The 16,091-nt window shown below is 57.4% G+C and carries 11 protein-coding genes; 5 read left to right on the forward strand and 6 right to left on the reverse strand.

The window, feature by feature from the left end:
• Nucleotides 1–92: 92 nt before the first annotated feature.
• A complete protein-coding gene (locus NL64_RS11475) occupies nucleotides 93–461 on the reverse strand; it encodes a PilZ domain-containing protein (protein WP_034148204.1) in 369 nt (122 codons plus the stop codon).
• A gap of 161 nt (nucleotides 462–622) precedes the next feature.
• Between NL64_RS11475 and NL64_RS11480 the strand changes: the two genes are divergently transcribed.
• The 5 genes from NL64_RS11480 (at nucleotide 623) to lanM (ending at nucleotide 7,549) form a co-directional block, all read left to right on the forward strand.
• Entirely contained in the window at nucleotides 623–2,689 is a 2,067-nt protein-coding gene (locus NL64_RS11480; protein WP_034148205.1) for a carbon starvation CstA family protein, read from the forward strand.
• Between the two features lie 14 nt (nucleotides 2,690–2,703).
• On the forward strand, nucleotides 2,704–2,901 hold the full coding sequence (locus NL64_RS11485) for a YbdD/YjiX family protein (RefSeq protein ID WP_007895266.1): 198 nt from the start codon (nucleotides 2,704–2,706) through the stop codon (nucleotides 2,899–2,901).
• Between the two features lie 123 nt (nucleotides 2,902–3,024).
• Nucleotides 3,025–3,996, forward strand: a complete 972-nt coding sequence (gene yjiA, locus NL64_RS11490) for a GTPase (RefSeq protein WP_034148206.1) — start codon at nucleotides 3,025–3,027, stop codon at nucleotides 3,994–3,996.
• Nucleotides 3,997–4,256: 260 nt separating this feature from the next.
• Nucleotides 4,257–4,409, forward strand: a complete 153-nt coding sequence (locus NL64_RS30110) for a hypothetical protein (protein ID WP_155292748.1) — start codon at nucleotides 4,257–4,259, stop codon at nucleotides 4,407–4,409.
• 59 nt (nucleotides 4,410–4,468) lie between these two features.
• Nucleotides 4,469–7,549: a type 2 lanthipeptide synthetase LanM gene (gene lanM / locus NL64_RS11495; RefSeq protein WP_080757945.1), complete on the forward strand. Its 3,081-nt coding sequence runs from the start codon at nucleotides 4,469–4,471 to the stop codon at nucleotides 7,547–7,549.
• Between the two features lie 50 nt (nucleotides 7,550–7,599).
• Here the strand turns inward: lanM and NL64_RS11500 are convergent, their stop codons facing one another.
• From NL64_RS11500 to NL64_RS11520, 5 genes are all read right to left on the reverse strand, one after another.
• Nucleotides 7,600–8,301 (reverse strand): GntR family transcriptional regulator, encoded by a 702-nt coding sequence (locus tag NL64_RS11500; RefSeq protein ID WP_034148207.1) that lies wholly within the window; start codon nucleotides 8,299–8,301, stop codon nucleotides 7,600–7,602.
• Nucleotides 8,302–8,326: 25 nt separating this feature from the next.
• On the reverse strand, nucleotides 8,327–9,031 hold the full coding sequence (locus NL64_RS11505) for a FadR/GntR family transcriptional regulator (RefSeq protein WP_034148208.1): 705 nt from the start codon (nucleotides 9,029–9,031) through the stop codon (nucleotides 8,327–8,329).
• A 92-nt stretch (nucleotides 9,032–9,123) separates the two neighbouring features.
• Nucleotides 9,124–10,437: a C4-dicarboxylate transporter DctA gene (locus NL64_RS11510; RefSeq protein ID WP_034148209.1), complete on the reverse strand. Its 1,314-nt coding sequence runs from the start codon at nucleotides 10,435–10,437 to the stop codon at nucleotides 9,124–9,126.
• Between the two features lie 326 nt (nucleotides 10,438–10,763).
• Nucleotides 10,764–12,017, reverse strand: coding sequence for a serine hydroxymethyltransferase (glyA, locus tag NL64_RS11515; protein WP_034148210.1), 1,254 nt, complete (start codon nucleotides 12,015–12,017; stop codon nucleotides 10,764–10,766).
• 209 nt (nucleotides 12,018–12,226) lie between these two features.
• Nucleotides 12,227–16,075 carry a sensor domain-containing protein gene (locus NL64_RS11520; protein ID WP_052321242.1) on the reverse strand — a complete coding sequence of 1,283 codons (3,849 nt, stop codon included), beginning with the start codon at nucleotides 16,073–16,075 and terminating at the stop codon, nucleotides 12,227–12,229.
• Between the last annotated feature and the right edge of the window lie 16 nt (nucleotides 16,076–16,091).

Here is a 16,091-nt window from a genome sequence, read left to right on the forward strand (position 1 = left end):
CCCTGTAGGAGCTGCCGCAGGCTGCGATCTTTTGATTTTGAAAAATCCCAAGATCAAAAGATCGCAGCCTGCGGCAGCTCCTGCAACAGCGTTCATGCCTCGATCAGGGCGCCCAGCTCTCGTTCAAGTTCCGCCTGGTCTCCAAGATTGAGCTCGATCAACCGCCGCAGCCGCTCAATGGACTCCAGACTGATGTGCAGGCAGACGAAGCCCAACTGGCCGTGATCTTCGTGGGTCAGATGCACATCCATCCTGATTTCGTTGTCATCGTTCAAATGAATGTCGACTGAAAAATCCTTCTCCCGATCCCCCAGCCATGGCTCCGGACGCTCGATCAGCAAACCCTTGAGAGACAGGTCAATCAGCTTCACCGGCCAGATAAAACCCCCCTGAATCAGCTCGGTTCGGGCATCGAACTCAATACGTTTGAAGCGGCGACGTTCGGCTGGGTGCTCGCTCATGGCGCGATCCTCGGAAATGTACGCTGACTATAGACCGGCATTGTCAGCGGCTGCCAGGACACACAAGCGTCCAGATCAGTGTGGGGGGTATGGCCTTTGCCGTCAGTAGAGCTAAACTCGCAGTGGCTGTCTTTCTTGTCCACTCTGGCTGGAATCATAAAATGAAAAATAATAATAGCCCGCTACGCCATCTGCCCTGGCTGGTGCTGGCAATCATAGGTGCGTGCGCCTTGGGTGTCGTGGCATTGCGCCGAGGTGAGGCAATCAACGCCTTGTGGATTGTGGTCGCTGCAGTGGCCATCTATCTGGTTGCGTATCGCTACTACAGTCTGTTCATCGCCAACCATGTGATGCAACTCGACCCGCGTCGGGCAACTCCCGCCGTACTCAAAAATGACGGTCTGGACTACGTTCCAACCAACAAGCATATCCTCTTCGGTCACCACTTCGCGGCCATCGCCGGCGCGGGGCCACTGGTCGGTCCGGTCCTGGCGGCGCAGATGGGCTACTTGCCCGGTACGCTGTGGCTGATTGCCGGTGTGGTGCTGGCGGGTGCCGTTCAGGACTTCATGGTCCTGTTCATGTCCACCCGTCGCAACGGTCGCTCCCTGGGCGACATGGTCCGTGAAGAGATGGGCCGCATCCCTGGCACCATCGCGCTGTTCGGCTGCTTCCTGATCATGATCATCATCCTCGCGGTGCTGGCGCTGATCGTGGTCAAGGCCCTGGCTGAAAGCCCTTGGGGCATCTTCACAGTAATGGCGACCATCCCGATCGCGATGTTCATGGGCATTTACATGCGCTACATCCGTCCGGGTCGCATCGGCGAGATCTCCGTGATCGGTGTATTGCTGCTACTGGGTTCGATCTGGCTGGGCGGGCAGATTGCCGCTGATCCAGTGTGGGCCAAGACGTTCAGCTTCACTGGTGTGCAGATTACCTGGATGCTCATTGGTTACGGTTTCGTCGCTGCCGTTCTGCCGGTGTGGCTGATTCTGGCACCCCGTGACTACCTCTCCACGTTCCTGAAAATCGGCACCATCATCGCCTTGGCAATCGGCATCCTGGTGACCATGCCCGAGCTGAAAATGCCGGCAGTGACCCAGTTCATCGACGGTACCGGACCGGTGTGGAAGGGCGGGTTGTTCCCGTTCCTGTTCATCACCATCGCCTGTGGCGCGGTATCCGGTTTCCATGCGCTGATCTCCTCCGGCACCACGCCGAAATTGCTGGATAACGAGGTTAACGCCCGTTACATCGGCTACGGCGGCATGCTGATGGAATCGTTCGTGGCGATCATGGCCATGGTCGCTGCCTCGGTGATCGAGCCAGGCGTGTACTTCGCCATGAACAGCCCGGCCGCCGTGGTCGGCGGTGATGTGGTGGCAGTGGCGCAGGCAGTCAGCGGTTGGGGCTTTGCGATTACTCCGGAAGCCCTGCAGGCGGTGGCCCACGACATCGGTGAGACCACCATCCTGGCCCGTGCCGGTGGTGCGCCGACCTTGGCGGTCGGTATCGCGCAGATCCTGCACAGTGTGCTGCCGGGTGAAAACACCATGGCGTTCTGGTACCACTTCGCGATCCTGTTCGAAGCGCTGTTCATCCTGACGGCAGTCGATGCCGGTACCCGTGCCGGTCGTTTCATGCTGCAAGATTTGCTCGGCTCGTTCGTGCCTTCGCTGAAACGTACCGAATCCTGGACCGCCAACCTGATCGCGACCGCTGGTTGCGTGGCCATGTGGGGCTGGCTGCTGTACCAGGGTGTGATCGATCCGCTGGGTGGCATCAACACCTTGTGGCCGCTGTTCGGTATCTCCAACCAGATGCTGGCCGGTATCGCGCTGATGCTCGGCACCGTCGTGCTGATCAAAATGAAACGCCAGCGCTACATCTGGGTGACCTTGCTGCCAGCGACATGGTTGCTGATCTGCACCACCACGGCGGGCTTCATCAAGCTGTTCGACGCCAACCCGGCGATCGGTTTCCTGGCCCTGGCCAAGAAGTACAGCGACGCGCTGGCCAACGGTCAGATCATCGCCCCGGCCAAGGACATCACGCAGATGCAGCACGTGATCTTCAACGCCTACACCAACGCAACACTGACTGCGCTGTTCCTGTTCGTGGTGTTCAGCATCCTGTTCTATGCACTCAAGGTCGGCATTGCCTCCTGGGGTAAAAAAGAACGCACGGATAAAGAATCGCCATTCCAGGCACTGCCGGATGCTTGATCGAGGATTGCAGCATGTTCAATGACCTGAGTCGCCTCGGTAAATACCTCGGTCAGGCCGCGCGCCTGATGGTCGGCATGCCCGATTACGACAACTACGTCGAGCACATGCAAACCAAACACCCGGACAAACCGGTAATGAGCTACGAGATGTTCTTCCGTGAACGTCAGGAAGCCCGTTACGGTGGCAAGGGTGGGCCGAAGTGCTGTTGATTCACGGTACTTAGTCAACACACAACCTCTGTAGGAGCCGGTTTGCTGGCGATGGCGTTCTCGAAATTGCCATCGCCAGCAAGCCGGCTCCTACAGTTTTTTCTGCGTCCAGGAGACCCTATTTTGTCTGCTCCTATACCCGTCACAATCCTCAGCGGCTTTCTCGGCGCTGGCAAAACCACGCTGCTGCGCCATCTGCTCAAAGCCGAGCACGGCCTGAAGATCGCCGTGATCGAAAACGAATTCAGCGACGCCGGCATCGACACCCAACTGTTGGGCGAGGAGCCGGTGCAAGTGATGACGCTGTCCAACGGCTGCGTCTGCTGCACCATCCACACAGACCTGACCAAGGCCTTGTACCTGCTGCTCGAACGCCTCGACAGTGGCGAAATCGCCTTCGACCGACTGGTGATCGAATGCACCGGTTTGGCCGATCCGGCACCGGTGGCGCAGACCTTTTTCATCGATGAGGAATTGCGCGAGCGCTACATTCTCGACGGCATCATCACCCTGGTGGATGCGGCGCACGCCGAAACGCACCTGACCCAGACCATCGCCCAGGCGCAAATCGGTTTTGCCGACCGTTTGCTGGTGAGCAAACGCGATCTGGTGGACGAGCCGACCTTCAACGCATTGAGCGAACGCCTGACCCGAATCAACCGTCGCGCGCCGATTCGTGTGGTCGACCACGGCAACATCGACTTGGCCGAACTGCTCGATGTTCGCGGCTTCAATCTCAATGCCGACCTCGGTGGCGGTGTGAGTTTGCGCCCGGTGAGCCAAGCCCCGTCCATCGACCGCATTTCCAGCCTGGTGCTGCGCACAGACAAACCGCTGGATATCGACAAACTCAGCGAGTTCATGAACGAGCTGCTGGAAGACCATGGCAAGCAATTGCTGCGCTACAAAGGTGTGTTGAACATCCTTGGCGAGCCACGGCGAATGGTGTTTCAAGGCGTGCTGAAGCTTTATGGTTTCGACTGGGATACCGAGTGGGCCGAAGACGAAGTGCGCGAGAGCGTGATTGTGTTCATTGCCGATGATCTGCCGGAAAAGAAAATTCGTGAGGGGTTTGCACGAGTAGCGGCGGAATGAGCCTGTTAAAGGGTGTTGTTTAGTTATATTTTTATAAATATTTATTTGGCGGTTCTGTTGGGTTGTCAGGGAGTTTGGGGTTTTGGTTGTTGCTGTATGTGTAAATTGTAAGTGGGTTGTTGATTTTTGTTACTTGCTCGTAGCGGGTAAGTGAGTGGTGAGTTTACATTTGGTTCGAATTGATTGGCGGTGGCAGAGTGTTTTGAGTGATAACTTTAATGGCGCCAAACAAGGCGACTAATAATTATCAGGAGAAATTTATGCAAGAGCAAATCATGGATCTGTCCGGTGAACTGGATGCCGAGTTCGAAGCTTACGTAAGCGCCGCTGATGCCAATGTCGGTGGTGAAGGCATGTGCACCAACATGTCGTGCGGAACCTTGCATTGCACGGTCCTGGGCTGCGGCTGCTAACTTCCCCCTAATGCAGGGTGGGTCATAGACCCACCTTGCTTTATCACGAGCGGTTAGCAATGTTGACTGATGTTTTGAATTTCACTGAACATAAAACATGGGGCGTGAAATCAGCGCTGGATCAAGAAGCGCTGCGCAAGAGTCTCGAACTTTTACACAAAAATGATTACGCCACTCTGCGTCATTTCGGTGTCGACCGAAAAAAATTACTTGAGAGTGTTTATTTGCTTGAATCCTCGGATAACCAAGGGGTTTCGCCGGCAGTTCAAACTCTTCAAGATAAAGTCAGAAGCCTTTCTTTGTTACCGGTTGAGTGCGATATAAATGGCGAAGAAAATTTCGGCCGGTTTTGTGCTTCGTGGTATGGGTACTTCAAGTATTCTTTCGAGCAAAACGGTAAATACAATTCTGCTTGTAAGTTAATTGATGTAATGACTTTTTTGTCAAGTGTACGCCCGTATATAACGGCCCGGGTGAAGTACTTGGCGGAAAAATCGCTGGTTCATCAGTTAAACAGTCGGATTGCCGACGGCGCCGAGCTGGATCTTGAATCGTTTGACCAGACGCTAGTAGACGAGACGCTGGTTGAATTTCTGGGCGCATACCCGGTGCTGGCACGTTTGCTGGTGGATTTGATCGAAGACACGGTGGCCTACCTTTACAAAGTCATCGAGCATTTCGCAGAAGATTTCAATCGGCTCGGACCGGCTTTTGAGTTGGCCGCAAAGCGGATCGACTCGATACTCCTCGGCCAGGGAGACGCCCATGCCAATGGCGAAACGGTCTGTTTCATTCAGGTCGGTGGTCAGTCGCTGGTGTACAAGCCAAGGAGCAATAGCGAGGCGTTTTTTTACAATGCATTGCTGCATCACCTACATGACAGGACCGGAGATCCCGGTTTCGCCATTTACGCTCCGGTCATGGTGTCTCGGGAAAACCGTTGCTGGATCGAAAAAATCGAGAATCTGCCTTGTGAATCGGAAGCGGAACTGGCCCTTTTCTTCCAGCGCCTAGGCACCCAGGTCGCGGTTATTCACGCCTTGAACGGCATCGATTTTCACTACGAAAACCTGATCGCCTGTGGCAGTAGCCCGGTGATGATCGATCTGGAGTGCCTGTTCACGTCGTCCATGATCGATTTGCGGACCAATCTGCCCCACAGCCGTGCGCTGTTCAAAACCATCAAGCTCAATGGGCAGTCAGTATTTTCCAGTGGCTTCGTGCCTTATTCACCGGACTCTGACAATGACTACAGCGGCCTGAGCATACAGCAACAATTTGCGGGGAAAAGAAAACAGCTGGTCCGCGAACAAGGCTTTTACCGCTTGAAAAAAGTCGACTTCGACAGTCATCCGGTTATTCGGCACCTGCCCGCTTTCAATGGCGAGACGCATTCTGTCACTGACTACAAAGACGCATTTCTCCTCGGTTTCGAGCGCGGTTACGATGAATTGATCAATCACCGGGACGCGCTAGTGGAATTGCTCGCGCAGCATGCCGGGACGTTGAAAACCCGCGTCCTGATCAAAAATACCCAGCGTTACGCGGACTTCATCGCGATGATGCTCCATCCGCGCTTTACCCGCTGCGGGGTGCAGCATGAGTTGCTGCTGGCGACCTTATGGTCGGATCTGAGCGAAACACTCAACGATTACAACATTCCCAAGCATGAAATCGATGATCTGAAGAAAGCCAACATTCCGTGTTTCACCCTACCTTTGCTTTCCAGTCATTTGATCAATTCCCATGGCGAGGCAGTGGCCCCGTTGGCCATCGAACGCCCGTTCAACAGTTGCCGCCGGAAGCTGGAACACCTGTCTTGCGCCGACAAAGCATTGCAAATTCATATTTTGCAGATGTGTCTATTCCCCGTCGCCAATGAGGCGTTGCCACTCAACCGCGCACATCATTTGAAAGCGGTGCCGGAGTTGAACCGGGCGCAGTACCTCGAAGGCGCCGTTAACATTGCCGGGGTCATCGAGAGACTGCGCATCGACGGCGAAGAGGGGGATGTAGCCTGGACATTCATGGACACGCACCCACGAACCCAGCGTCATTTCATTACGCCCATGGGCAGCGGTTTGTACAACGGCATGGGCGGCTTGGCGATTTTCTTTCTAAGTTTGTTCCGCACCAGCGGTTCGGCGCGATATCTGAGCGACGCCGAGAGAATCCTGTGCGCGATGACCAAGTCCCAAGGCCATTTCCCCAGCGAGTCGAGCGTCAGTGCTTATTTCGGCCTGACCTCGTATCTGTACGTTCTGGTCAATTACCAAATAATCACCGGTCGCCATACTTACCAAGCGATCATTGAGGAGCAGTTGCTCAAACTGGAAGATTTTCCACAGGACGGCGACGAGTTCGATTTCATTCACGGTTGGTGCGGGGCCGTGATCGTGTTGGTGAACCTCTATCAACTTGAAAAGCGCGAAACCCTACGGCCTCTTATCGAAAAGTTCTCGCAGGTCATTCAATCCGCGCTGACACTGGAAAACGGAACATTGTTGCTCAAGGCGACGGGCAAACCGCTGTGGACGGGTTTTTCCCACGGTATTTCCGGTGTCTTGATGGCCCTGGGCAAGGTCTGGGAAGTGACGAAAGATCCACTTCTGCCAGGAGTGATCGCCCAGTGGGTGCAGGCAGAGAACCGCCTTACGGTGGACGGTTTCTGGCTTGATCTGCGGGAGAGCGCAAAGTCTTCTACCACGATCAAGTGGTGTCATGGCGACGCGGGCATTCTGCTTTGTCGACGCTGGTTGCTCCAATCGATGGCCGACGTGCTGGACGTCGAAACCAGGGTAACGCTCGAACAGGATGCAGAACGTTGCGAACGTCATCTCTGGGAACAGGGGCTGGAGTCTGGTTACAGCCTGTGTCACGGGGATTTCGGCAATCTTGTGTGCTTGCTGAAACTCTACCGCGACACCCACAACGACGCGGGTGTCGCAAAGGTAAAACGCGCGCTCTCTCAGGTCGCCCATAACTTCTTCAATGAAGACTTTCTCGAGGAGCGCAATGTCCCCGATCTGGGAATGATGCTGGGGATTGCCGGCGTCGGCCAGGCCTTGTTGCATGCTGCGGACGACAGTTTGCCAGAGGTGTTGTCGTTGGACTTCGCAAGGTTTAACCCGGCCGATTGAGCTTTCTCTGATTAGAAAACAGGGGGGACCGGTCATCACTGGCCGGTTTCTTATTGCTGTGTGCTGACCAGACTTTGTTCGATTTCATCCAGATGCTGGTTGATCAATCGCACTGCGGTAGCGATTTCAGTTTGTTCCAGGGCATCGACGATTGCGGCCTGTCGGCGCCAGCAACAATAGCCTTCAATGTTTGTCGCGAACCGTGCAATCGCCAAAGAGGTTAATGGCACCAGGCTGCCAATGAAGTTCGCTAGCGGATTATTGCCGGCCATGCTCGCCAGTTGCAGGTGAAACTCACCCGACAGTCGGATTGCCGGTCCGCGCTGACCACGATCCTGATATTTGCGTTGCTCATCTATCAGGTCACGCAATGTGTTCAGGTCGCCGGGGCGATGGTGCTGGCCGGCAAGTTGAACGAGCGTGGTCTCGGCCAGGCGTCGTGCGTGCAATACCTGTCGGGTTTGCTCGCAAGTTGGCGCTGCGATGCGCGGGCGATGATTGGGCCGCAGGATGACCACTTGCTCATGGTACAGGCGCACCAACACCCGGCGTATTTCACTGCGGCCAGCACCGAACATCTGTCCCAGGCTGTCTTCGGTAAAGCGGCTGGCAGAATCAATGCGCTGATCAAGAATGGCGTCGAAAATCTGTGAATAAAGGTCCTCAGCCGAAAGCTTCTGGCCACGGACGCGGGAAAAGGGCAGGGCCGTAGGTGTGTCGCGGTTGTATTGCGCTGAGGCGAAGCTGTTCATGGCCTGTCTCCGGTTCGAGGAGGATTCAACTGCGGAGGTTGTCATCCGGAATGTTCAATTCGATGCCCATTCGCTGGCCTTCGCGAAGGATGTGCCGACGCATTTCGGCGCTGGCCTGGGCGCTGTTCTTGCTGCGAATCGCCCGCACCACGGCTTCGTTTTCTTCTAGCCGTTCAGCCAGGTGCTCCGGGGAATTGCGCAGCACCTCGGCACTTTGCTTGAGGGCGTTGCTGGTCTGCTGCACCACGCTCTGGAAGATCGGATTCGACGTCAGCGTGAACAGCTCCTCGTGGAACGCGATGTAAGCGTTCACGCCGGCCTCGCTGTCGTTGGCTTCCAGGGCTTCGCGCATGTCCATCAGGGTCAGGCGCAGTTGCCCGACTTCCTTGCTGCTGATGGATTGCGCCACCAGGCCGACGATGAACGGCTCAAGGGTGTAGCGCAGTTGCAGCACGTCTTCCAGGCTCGCCGCAGCCACTGCGCTGTCGTGGGTCTGGCTGTCGCTTAGGTTGGCTTCCAGCACCACCACGCCTTTGCCCGGCATCGACCGAACCAGGCCAAGGGTTTCCAGCACGATCACCGCTTCACGCAGGCTCGGGCGGCTGATGCCCAGTTGCTCGGCCAGTTCACGTTGCCCCGGCAACATTTCGCCGGAGCGCCACTGACCGCGGGCCAGTGCGGCCCGAAGTTTTTCTACGACGGAATTTACGACGGTTGATGTACTAATCACTTGATTGCTCCATGAGCCTGTAAGGGCGGTATCGCAGGCAGGATCAAAAAATCAAAAGATCGCAGCCTGCGGCAGCTCCTGCAGTGGTGAACTCAGAATTCCTGTTGATGGGCGGGTGTCACTGGTTTTCGCGGCTGGAAGGTATAACCCACCTGGCCGGAAAGCACCTTGTTCGCCCGTTGCACATCGATGTCTTTTTCCCAGCGAGCGATGGCCACGGTCGCCACGCAGTTGCCGATCAGGTTGGTCAGCGCACGGCCGATGCCCATGAACCAGTCCACGGCCAACACCAACACCAGGCCGACCACCGGGATCGCCGGAATGGCGGTCAGGGTCGCTGCCAGAATCACCAACGCCGAGCCCGGGATACCGTGTGCGCCCTTGGACGTGATCAGCGACACCAACAGAATCGTCAGCAGATCGGTCATGGCCAGCGGCGTGCCGGTGGCATTGGCGATGAACACGATGGCCAGGGTCAGGTAGATCGAAAAACCGTCGAGGTTGAACGAGTACCCGGTGGGAATCACCAGCCCGACCGTGGAGCTGCCAATACCCAGATGCTCAAGCTTGCGCATGATTTGTGGCAGCACGGCGTCGGACGAGGCGGTGCCCATGACGATCAGCAGCTCTTCACGCAGGTACTTGAGCAACGGCCACATTTTCAGGCCGGACAGGCGCATCACCAGGCCGAGAATCAGCGCGACGAAGGCGATGCAGGTCAGGTAAAACAGGCCGACCAGGCTGCCCAGATGCTGTAACGAATCCAGGCCATATTTGCTGGTGGTGAAGGCAATAGCGCCGAACACGCCGATCGGCGCCAGACGCACGATCATGCCCATGATGCGGAAGATCACGTGGCTCAGCTCATTGATCAGTCGTGAAATACCCGACGCCGCTTCGCCCACCAGATTCAGCGCGCTGCCGAACAGCACGGAAAACAGCAGGACTTGCAGGATGTTGTTGTCAGCAAAGGCGCCAATCACCGAAGTCGGAATCAGGTCCATCAAGAACTGCGTGGTGGTGTGCATGTGCTGGCCGCGCTGGGCGATATCGCCCATGTCGGCAGCGGAAAGCTGATCCAGATGAATGTTCGCGCCACTACCGATACCGGTGCTGAAGGCGAACACCAGGCCGATCACCAGAGCGATGGTAGTCAGCACTTCGAAGTAGATCACCGATTTGAGGCCGATGCGTCCGACCTTCTTCAGATCGCCGGCACCGCTGATGCCGCTGACCACGACGCAGAACACGATCAGGCCGATGAGCATTTTGATCAGCTTGATAAAGCCGTCACCGAGGGGTTTGAGCTGAGCGGAGTATTCAGGAAGGGTCAGCCCGCAGACGATGCCGAGCACCAGTCCGAGAACCACTTGGAGGAAGATTGAACGCGAGCACCATCTGAGCATGGGAGGAATCCTGGTCGGTGTCCTGGCTGCCGTGCGCTGTGCGCATCAGACTCAGAACTTAATTATTGTGGTCTTACCGGTATGTCCAGTGCAGGCGCAGTCTAGGCGAGGATTTTCATTAACCGCAAGTGGAAATTATGAAATTGGCATGACCGGTCTGACCAGTGGTGCAGACCTTATAGGAGCCCGCTTGCTGGCGATGGCGGCCGAGAGATCTTTCCAAGGCTCAAGGACAAATCGCCAGCAAGCCGGCTCCTACAAATCCATGGCGAAAAAAAACCGGCCATCTCTGGCCGGTTTTTCATGCAGCAGATTTAACGGGGCTATTAAGCGCCGTACACCGGCAGCTTCTTGCAGATCGCCTTGACCTTCTCGCGAACGGCGTCGATCACCGCTTCGTTGTTCAGGTCAGCCAGGATGTCGCAGATCCAGCCCGCCAGTTCCTTGCACTCTGCTTCCTTGAAGCCACGAGTGGTCACAGCCGGGGTGCCAAAGCGCAGGCCGGAGGTGACGAACGGGGAGCGTGGGTCGTTTGGCACGGAGTTCTTGTTCACGGTGATGAACGCTTTGCCCAGAGCGGCGTCGGCGTCTTTACCAGAGATTTCCTGCTTGATCAGCGACAGCAGGAACAGGTGGTTTTCAGTACCGCCGGAAACCACGTCGAAACCACGCTCGATGAACACGCCGGCCATGGCCTTGGCGTTCTTCACCACTTGTTGCTGGTAAGTCTTGAACTCAGGCTGCAGCGCTTCTTTGAAGCAGATCGCCTTGGCAGCGATCACGTGCTCCAGCGGGCCACCCTGGGCGCCCGGGAATACTGCGGAGTTCAGCTTCTTCTCGATGTCGGCGTTGGCGCGAGCCAGGATCAGGCCGCCACGTGGACCGCGCAGGGTCTTGTGGGTGGTGGTGGTCACGACGTCAGCGAATGGAACCGGGTTCGGGTACACGCCAGCGGCGACCAGACCGGCCACGTGGGCCATGTCGACGAACAGGTAGGCGCCGACTTTGTCAGCGATTTCGCGGAAACGCGGGAAGTCGAGGATCTGCGAGTAGGCAGAGAAACCGGCCACGATCATTTTTGGCTTGTTCTCAACGGCCAGGCGCTCGACTTCGTCGTAGTCGATCAGGCCGTTGGCGTCGATGCCGTACTGGATGGCGTTGTACAGCTTGCCCGAGGACGAAACGCTGGCGCCGTGGGTCAGGTGACCGCCGTGGGCCAGGCTCATGCCCAGGATGGTGTCGCCAGCCGACAGCAGGGCCAGGTAAACGGCGCTGTTGGCTTGGGAACCGGCGTGCGGTTGAACGTTGGCGTAATCGGCGCCGAACAGCTCTTTTGCACGGTCGATGGCCAGTTGCTCAACGACGTCAACGTACTCGCAACCACCGTAGTAGCGCTTGCCCGGGTAGCCTTCGGCGTACTTGTTGGTCAGAACCGAGCCTTGAGCTTCCATCACCGCAGGGCTGGTGTAGTTTTCCGAAGCGATCAGCTCAATGTGCTCTTCCTGGCGCTGAGCTTCTTGCTCCATGGCGGCAAAGAGATCGGCGTCGTACTTGGCAATAGTCAAATCACGGCTGAACATGGCGGTCCTCAAGGATCGGGGGCAGAAAAGGGGGGCATTCTAACCCAATGGGTTTTAGATGGCATATGAAACGGCATCATGTCGCAGACAAGTGGTGTTCATGACCCCAGAGTCAAAAGATCGCAGCCTTCGGCAGCTCCTACAGAGGAACGCATTCCAAATGTAGGAGCTGCCGAAGGCTGCGATCTTTTCAGGTGCAACGCTGAGCGTCAGTCGAACATGAAGAGGGCATCATTGCTGAACTGCACCTCAAACTTGTCGGCCGGCATAGGACGGCCGAACAGGTAGCCCTGGACCTCATCGCAACCGTGTTCCCTCAGGAAATCAAGTTGCTCTTGGGTTTCCACGCCCTCGGCGATCACCGCGAGGTTGAGGCTGTGGGCCATGGCGATGATCGCCCGGGCGATCTGCGCATCCTGTTCACCCGACGGCAGGCCATCGACGAAGGTGCGGTCGATTTTCAGCACGTCGATCGGGAACTGCTTGAGGTAGTTGAGCGATGAATAACCGGTGCCGAAGTCGTCGACCGCAATGCTCAAGCCAAGGTTTTTCAGGCCGTCGAGGATCTGCATCGCCTCGCTGACTTCGCGCATCAGGATACTTTCGGTCAGCTCCAGCTCCAGGCACGCCGGCGGCAGGCCGGTTTCCTTGAGGATCGTGGCGATGCGCATGCCGAGATGCCCGTCGGAAAATTGCCGGGCGGAAATGTTCACCGACACCTTGGGCACCCGCACTTTGGCCTGATGCCAGCTCTTGAGCTGGCGGCACGCCTCGCTGATCACCCAATCGCCGACATCCACCACCAGGCCCAGCTCTTCGAGCACCGGAATGAAATCCCCGGGCGGCACCAGGCCACGTCGCGGATGACGCCAGCGAAGCAGGGCTTCGGCACCGGTCAGGCGTTTGCCATCGCCGCTGAATTGCGGTTGGTAATACAACACGAACTCGTCCTGCTCCAGGGCGTGGCGCAAGTCGCTTTCCAGTTCCAGGCGCTCCAGGGCGCTGGCGTTCATGTCCGCCTGGTAGAACTGGAAGTTGTTCTTGCCGCGCTCCTTGGCGTGGTACATCGCGGTGTCGGCGTTCTTCATCAACTGGCTGAGCTCATCGCCGTCCTGCGGGCTCAGGGCGATGCCGATACTGGCGGTGACGAAGAACTCGCGGCCTTCGAGAACGAACGGTTTCACCAGGCTGGCAAGAATCTGTTCAGCCACGTGAACCGCCCGGTTCAAGGCGATTTCACGGTTGGCTCGCGGTTGCAGGAGCAAGGTGAATTCATCGCCGCCCATGCGCGCCACGGTGTCGTCATCGTCAACGCAACCGAGCAGGCGCGTGGCCATTTCCTTGAGCATGCGATCGCCGGCGGCGTGACCCAGGGAGTCGTTGATCGGTTTGAAGCGGTCGAGGTCGAGGAACATCAGCACCACCCAGGACTTCTGCCGTTCCGCAAGCTGCAGCGCAGTGTGCAGGCGATCCTGGAACAGTGTGCGGTTGGGCAGGTGCGTCAGGGCGTCGTAGTAGGCGAGGCGGTGAATCCGTTGCTCGCTGGCCTTGCGCTCGCTGATGTCGCTGAAGAAGCACACGTAACTGGCCAAATCACCTTCGTCATCCAGCACCGCGGTGATGCCGACCCAGGCCGGGTAGTGCTCGCCATTGCGACGCTTGAGCCACACTTCACCTTCCCAGGTGCTGTGCTGATTCAATTGCTTGAGTACATAACGCAGATGGGCGTCCTGCTGCTCGTCGACGGTGAGCATGTTCGGCAACTGGTCGAGCACCTGTTCCACCGCATAACCGCTGACACGGCTGAAAGCTTCGTTGGCCTGGACGATGTAACCGGCCGGGTCGGTAATCAGGATTGCCGAGGTCGAATGTTCGAAAACCGTGGCGGCCATGCGCAAATCTTTTTCGGCCCGGCGTTGCTGGCTGATGTCGCGACCTACCCCCAGCACGCCTTCGAAGGCGCCGTGTTCGTCCCAGACCAGCACCAGGCGCAGCTCGATGGGGATCTTGCGTCCGTCAGCTCGCAGGCAGTCGAACAGATACAGTTGGGTTTGCACCTGGCTGCGCATCAACGCCAGTTGATCGGGTTGATCCAGCGCTTTGCTGACCCGGTCCATCAAGCTGTAGATACCGCTCAGCTGCTGCGGGTTGGCGATGGTCGATTGCCAGCCGTTCTGGAAAATCCACTCGGCGTCGTAGCCCAGCACCGCTTGCACCGAAGGGCTGACATAGTTGAGTGCCATCCGGCTATCGGTTGAGAAAATCACGTCACTGATGCTTTCGGCGAGCATCCGGTAACGCTGTTCGCTGTCACGCAGCGATTCACTGGCCTCGATCTGGTCGGTGATGTCCTTGGCCACGCCGATAATTCGCGTGACCTGATCATGCTTGTCCCTTGCCAGCGCTTGTTCGCGAATCTCGAAGCGACGCCATTCGCCGTCCCGATGACGAAAACGCAATTGACACTGCATCAACTGGCTGTAACCCGCTTGCCGTTGGATCTGACGCGAGCGGTGGTAATAGTCGGCGTCTTCGGGGTGCAGGAGGATTTCCCAGAAATACTCGCCCATCTGCTGCAATTCGGTTCGGTTGTAGCCCAGCGTCTGACCCAAATGGTGGTTGCTGAAGATCATGCGCTGGCTGATGACGTCCTGTACGTACAGGTGATCCGGCACGGTGCGCACAACATCGGACCAGAAGCCTTCTCGTTCCAGCAGCGACAGCTCAGTGAGTTTGCGGCTGGTGATGTCAGTGATGCTGAGGATCACCGCCCTATAGTCCTCAAGGCTTTCCGGCAGGCGCAGCACCAGCCACAGGTGCAGGTCGCGGCCGAGGGCGTCCTGCAGTTTGATTTCCAGCTCGAGTTTTTTCTGTTGGGTGAGCACCGCTTCGAGCACTTGATTGCCGATGGCGCTGCCGTCCAGCGGGTTGCCGTCGATCAGCAGTGTCCAGGCTTGTGCGCAGGTATTGACGTTGAGCAGTTGCAGCGCGACCTGGTTGACCTCGGTAATGCGCAACTCCTGCAGCAATTGCCGGCGCTGTTCCGGGTCCTCCAGCCATGCTTGCAGTTGTTCGTTGCTTTGCAATCGGGTCTTGTCGAAGGCGCTCTTTAGGCCGGACATATCGAGGACGCACAGCGCCACGCCGGTCCCTTCGAAAATTTCCTGATATCGTCGACGTCCCTCATGCAACTGGCGTTGGCGACGGCGCATGTTCAGCAGGACGATGAACGGCAGCATGGAGAAGGCCAGGCCCAGCAGGCATTTGCCTATGAAGGCGGGCAGCAGTTCTTCGAGGACTCGCTGGCGATCGAACAACCCGCGCAGTTGCCAGTCGCTGCTGCTCAGCGGAACGGTCAGCACGCTGTTGGCCAGATCGTCCTGGGTCAACGTCCCCGGATTGACCTGCGGCAGCGCGGCATCGCGGCTGATGATCTGGTGATTGAGGCGGTTTTCCACCAGCCAGAGCGGACGGATGCCGTATTCGTTTAGATTGGTCAGTGATGAGAAATACGTCGGCTTCAGGCGCAGGATCCAGTAGCCACGGGTGCTACCACTGGCTTGATGCAGCAACAGATTCACCACCGAGCCGTCGATGGCGTTGCTGTAATAGTGGGTCTGGGCACGGCTGCGTCGGACCAACTCGCTAAGATAGTCGGCGTCTTCGCTGTTAGTCGCGCTATCCGAGAGGATGGCTCCGGAGGGGCTGAGCAACGCCAGGCTGAGCAGGTCGGGCAAGGATTTTTGCAGCTTGCGCAGTAACTCCTGCTGTTCGTCGTCGCTCTGAGGCTGTTCGACGATCGGTAATAAATTAAGGGCGATCCGGGCGTTGAGTGCCATGTTCAGGCTGACTTGCGCGGCCAGGTCGGCGGTGTAGTCGATGGTGTACTGACGCTGGGTTTTCTGGGTCTCGCGCAACTGATCAAGCAACTGCCAGAACATCAATGCCAGCAGCAAAAGCACGAGCGTCGCCAACGCGCCTTTCAATGTTCCACGCAGGGGTGAACCGGGCGCCACAGTCGGTGCACTGGTAGTCAGGGACGGAGGGACTTTGGACAAACTTGAATCCTGCGGT

This window comes from Pseudomonas fluorescens (assembly GCF_000802965.1).
Taxonomy (GTDB): Bacteria; Pseudomonadota; Gammaproteobacteria; order Pseudomonadales; family Pseudomonadaceae; genus Aquipseudomonas; species Aquipseudomonas fluorescens_A.

Excerpts from the sequence above, each read along its gene's own strand:
- NL64_RS30110 (WP_155292748.1), top strand. The coding sequence starts at position 4,257 with ATGCAAGAGCAAATCATGGATCTGTCCGGTGAACTGGATGCCGAGTTC.
- NL64_RS11510 (WP_034148209.1), bottom strand. The coding sequence starts at position 10,437 with ATGCTCAGATGGTGCTCGCGTTCAATCTTCCTCCAAGTGGTTCTCGGA.
- NL64_RS11485 (WP_007895266.1), top strand. The coding sequence starts at position 2,704 with ATGTTCAATGACCTGAGTCGCCTCGGTAAATACCTCGGTCAGGCCGCG.
- NL64_RS11480 (WP_034148205.1), top strand. The coding sequence starts at position 623 with ATGAAAAATAATAATAGCCCGCTACGCCATCTGCCCTGGCTGGTGCTG.
- NL64_RS11500 (WP_034148207.1), bottom strand. The coding sequence starts at position 8,301 with ATGAACAGCTTCGCCTCAGCGCAATACAACCGCGACACACCTACGGCC.
- NL64_RS11475 (WP_034148204.1), bottom strand. The coding sequence starts at position 461 with ATGAGCGAGCACCCAGCCGAACGTCGCCGCTTCAAACGTATTGAGTTC.
- glyA (WP_034148210.1), bottom strand. The coding sequence starts at position 12,017 with ATGTTCAGCCGTGATTTGACTATTGCCAAGTACGACGCCGATCTCTTT.
- lanM (WP_080757945.1), top strand. The coding sequence starts at position 4,469 with ATGTTGACTGATGTTTTGAATTTCACTGAACATAAAACATGGGGCGTG.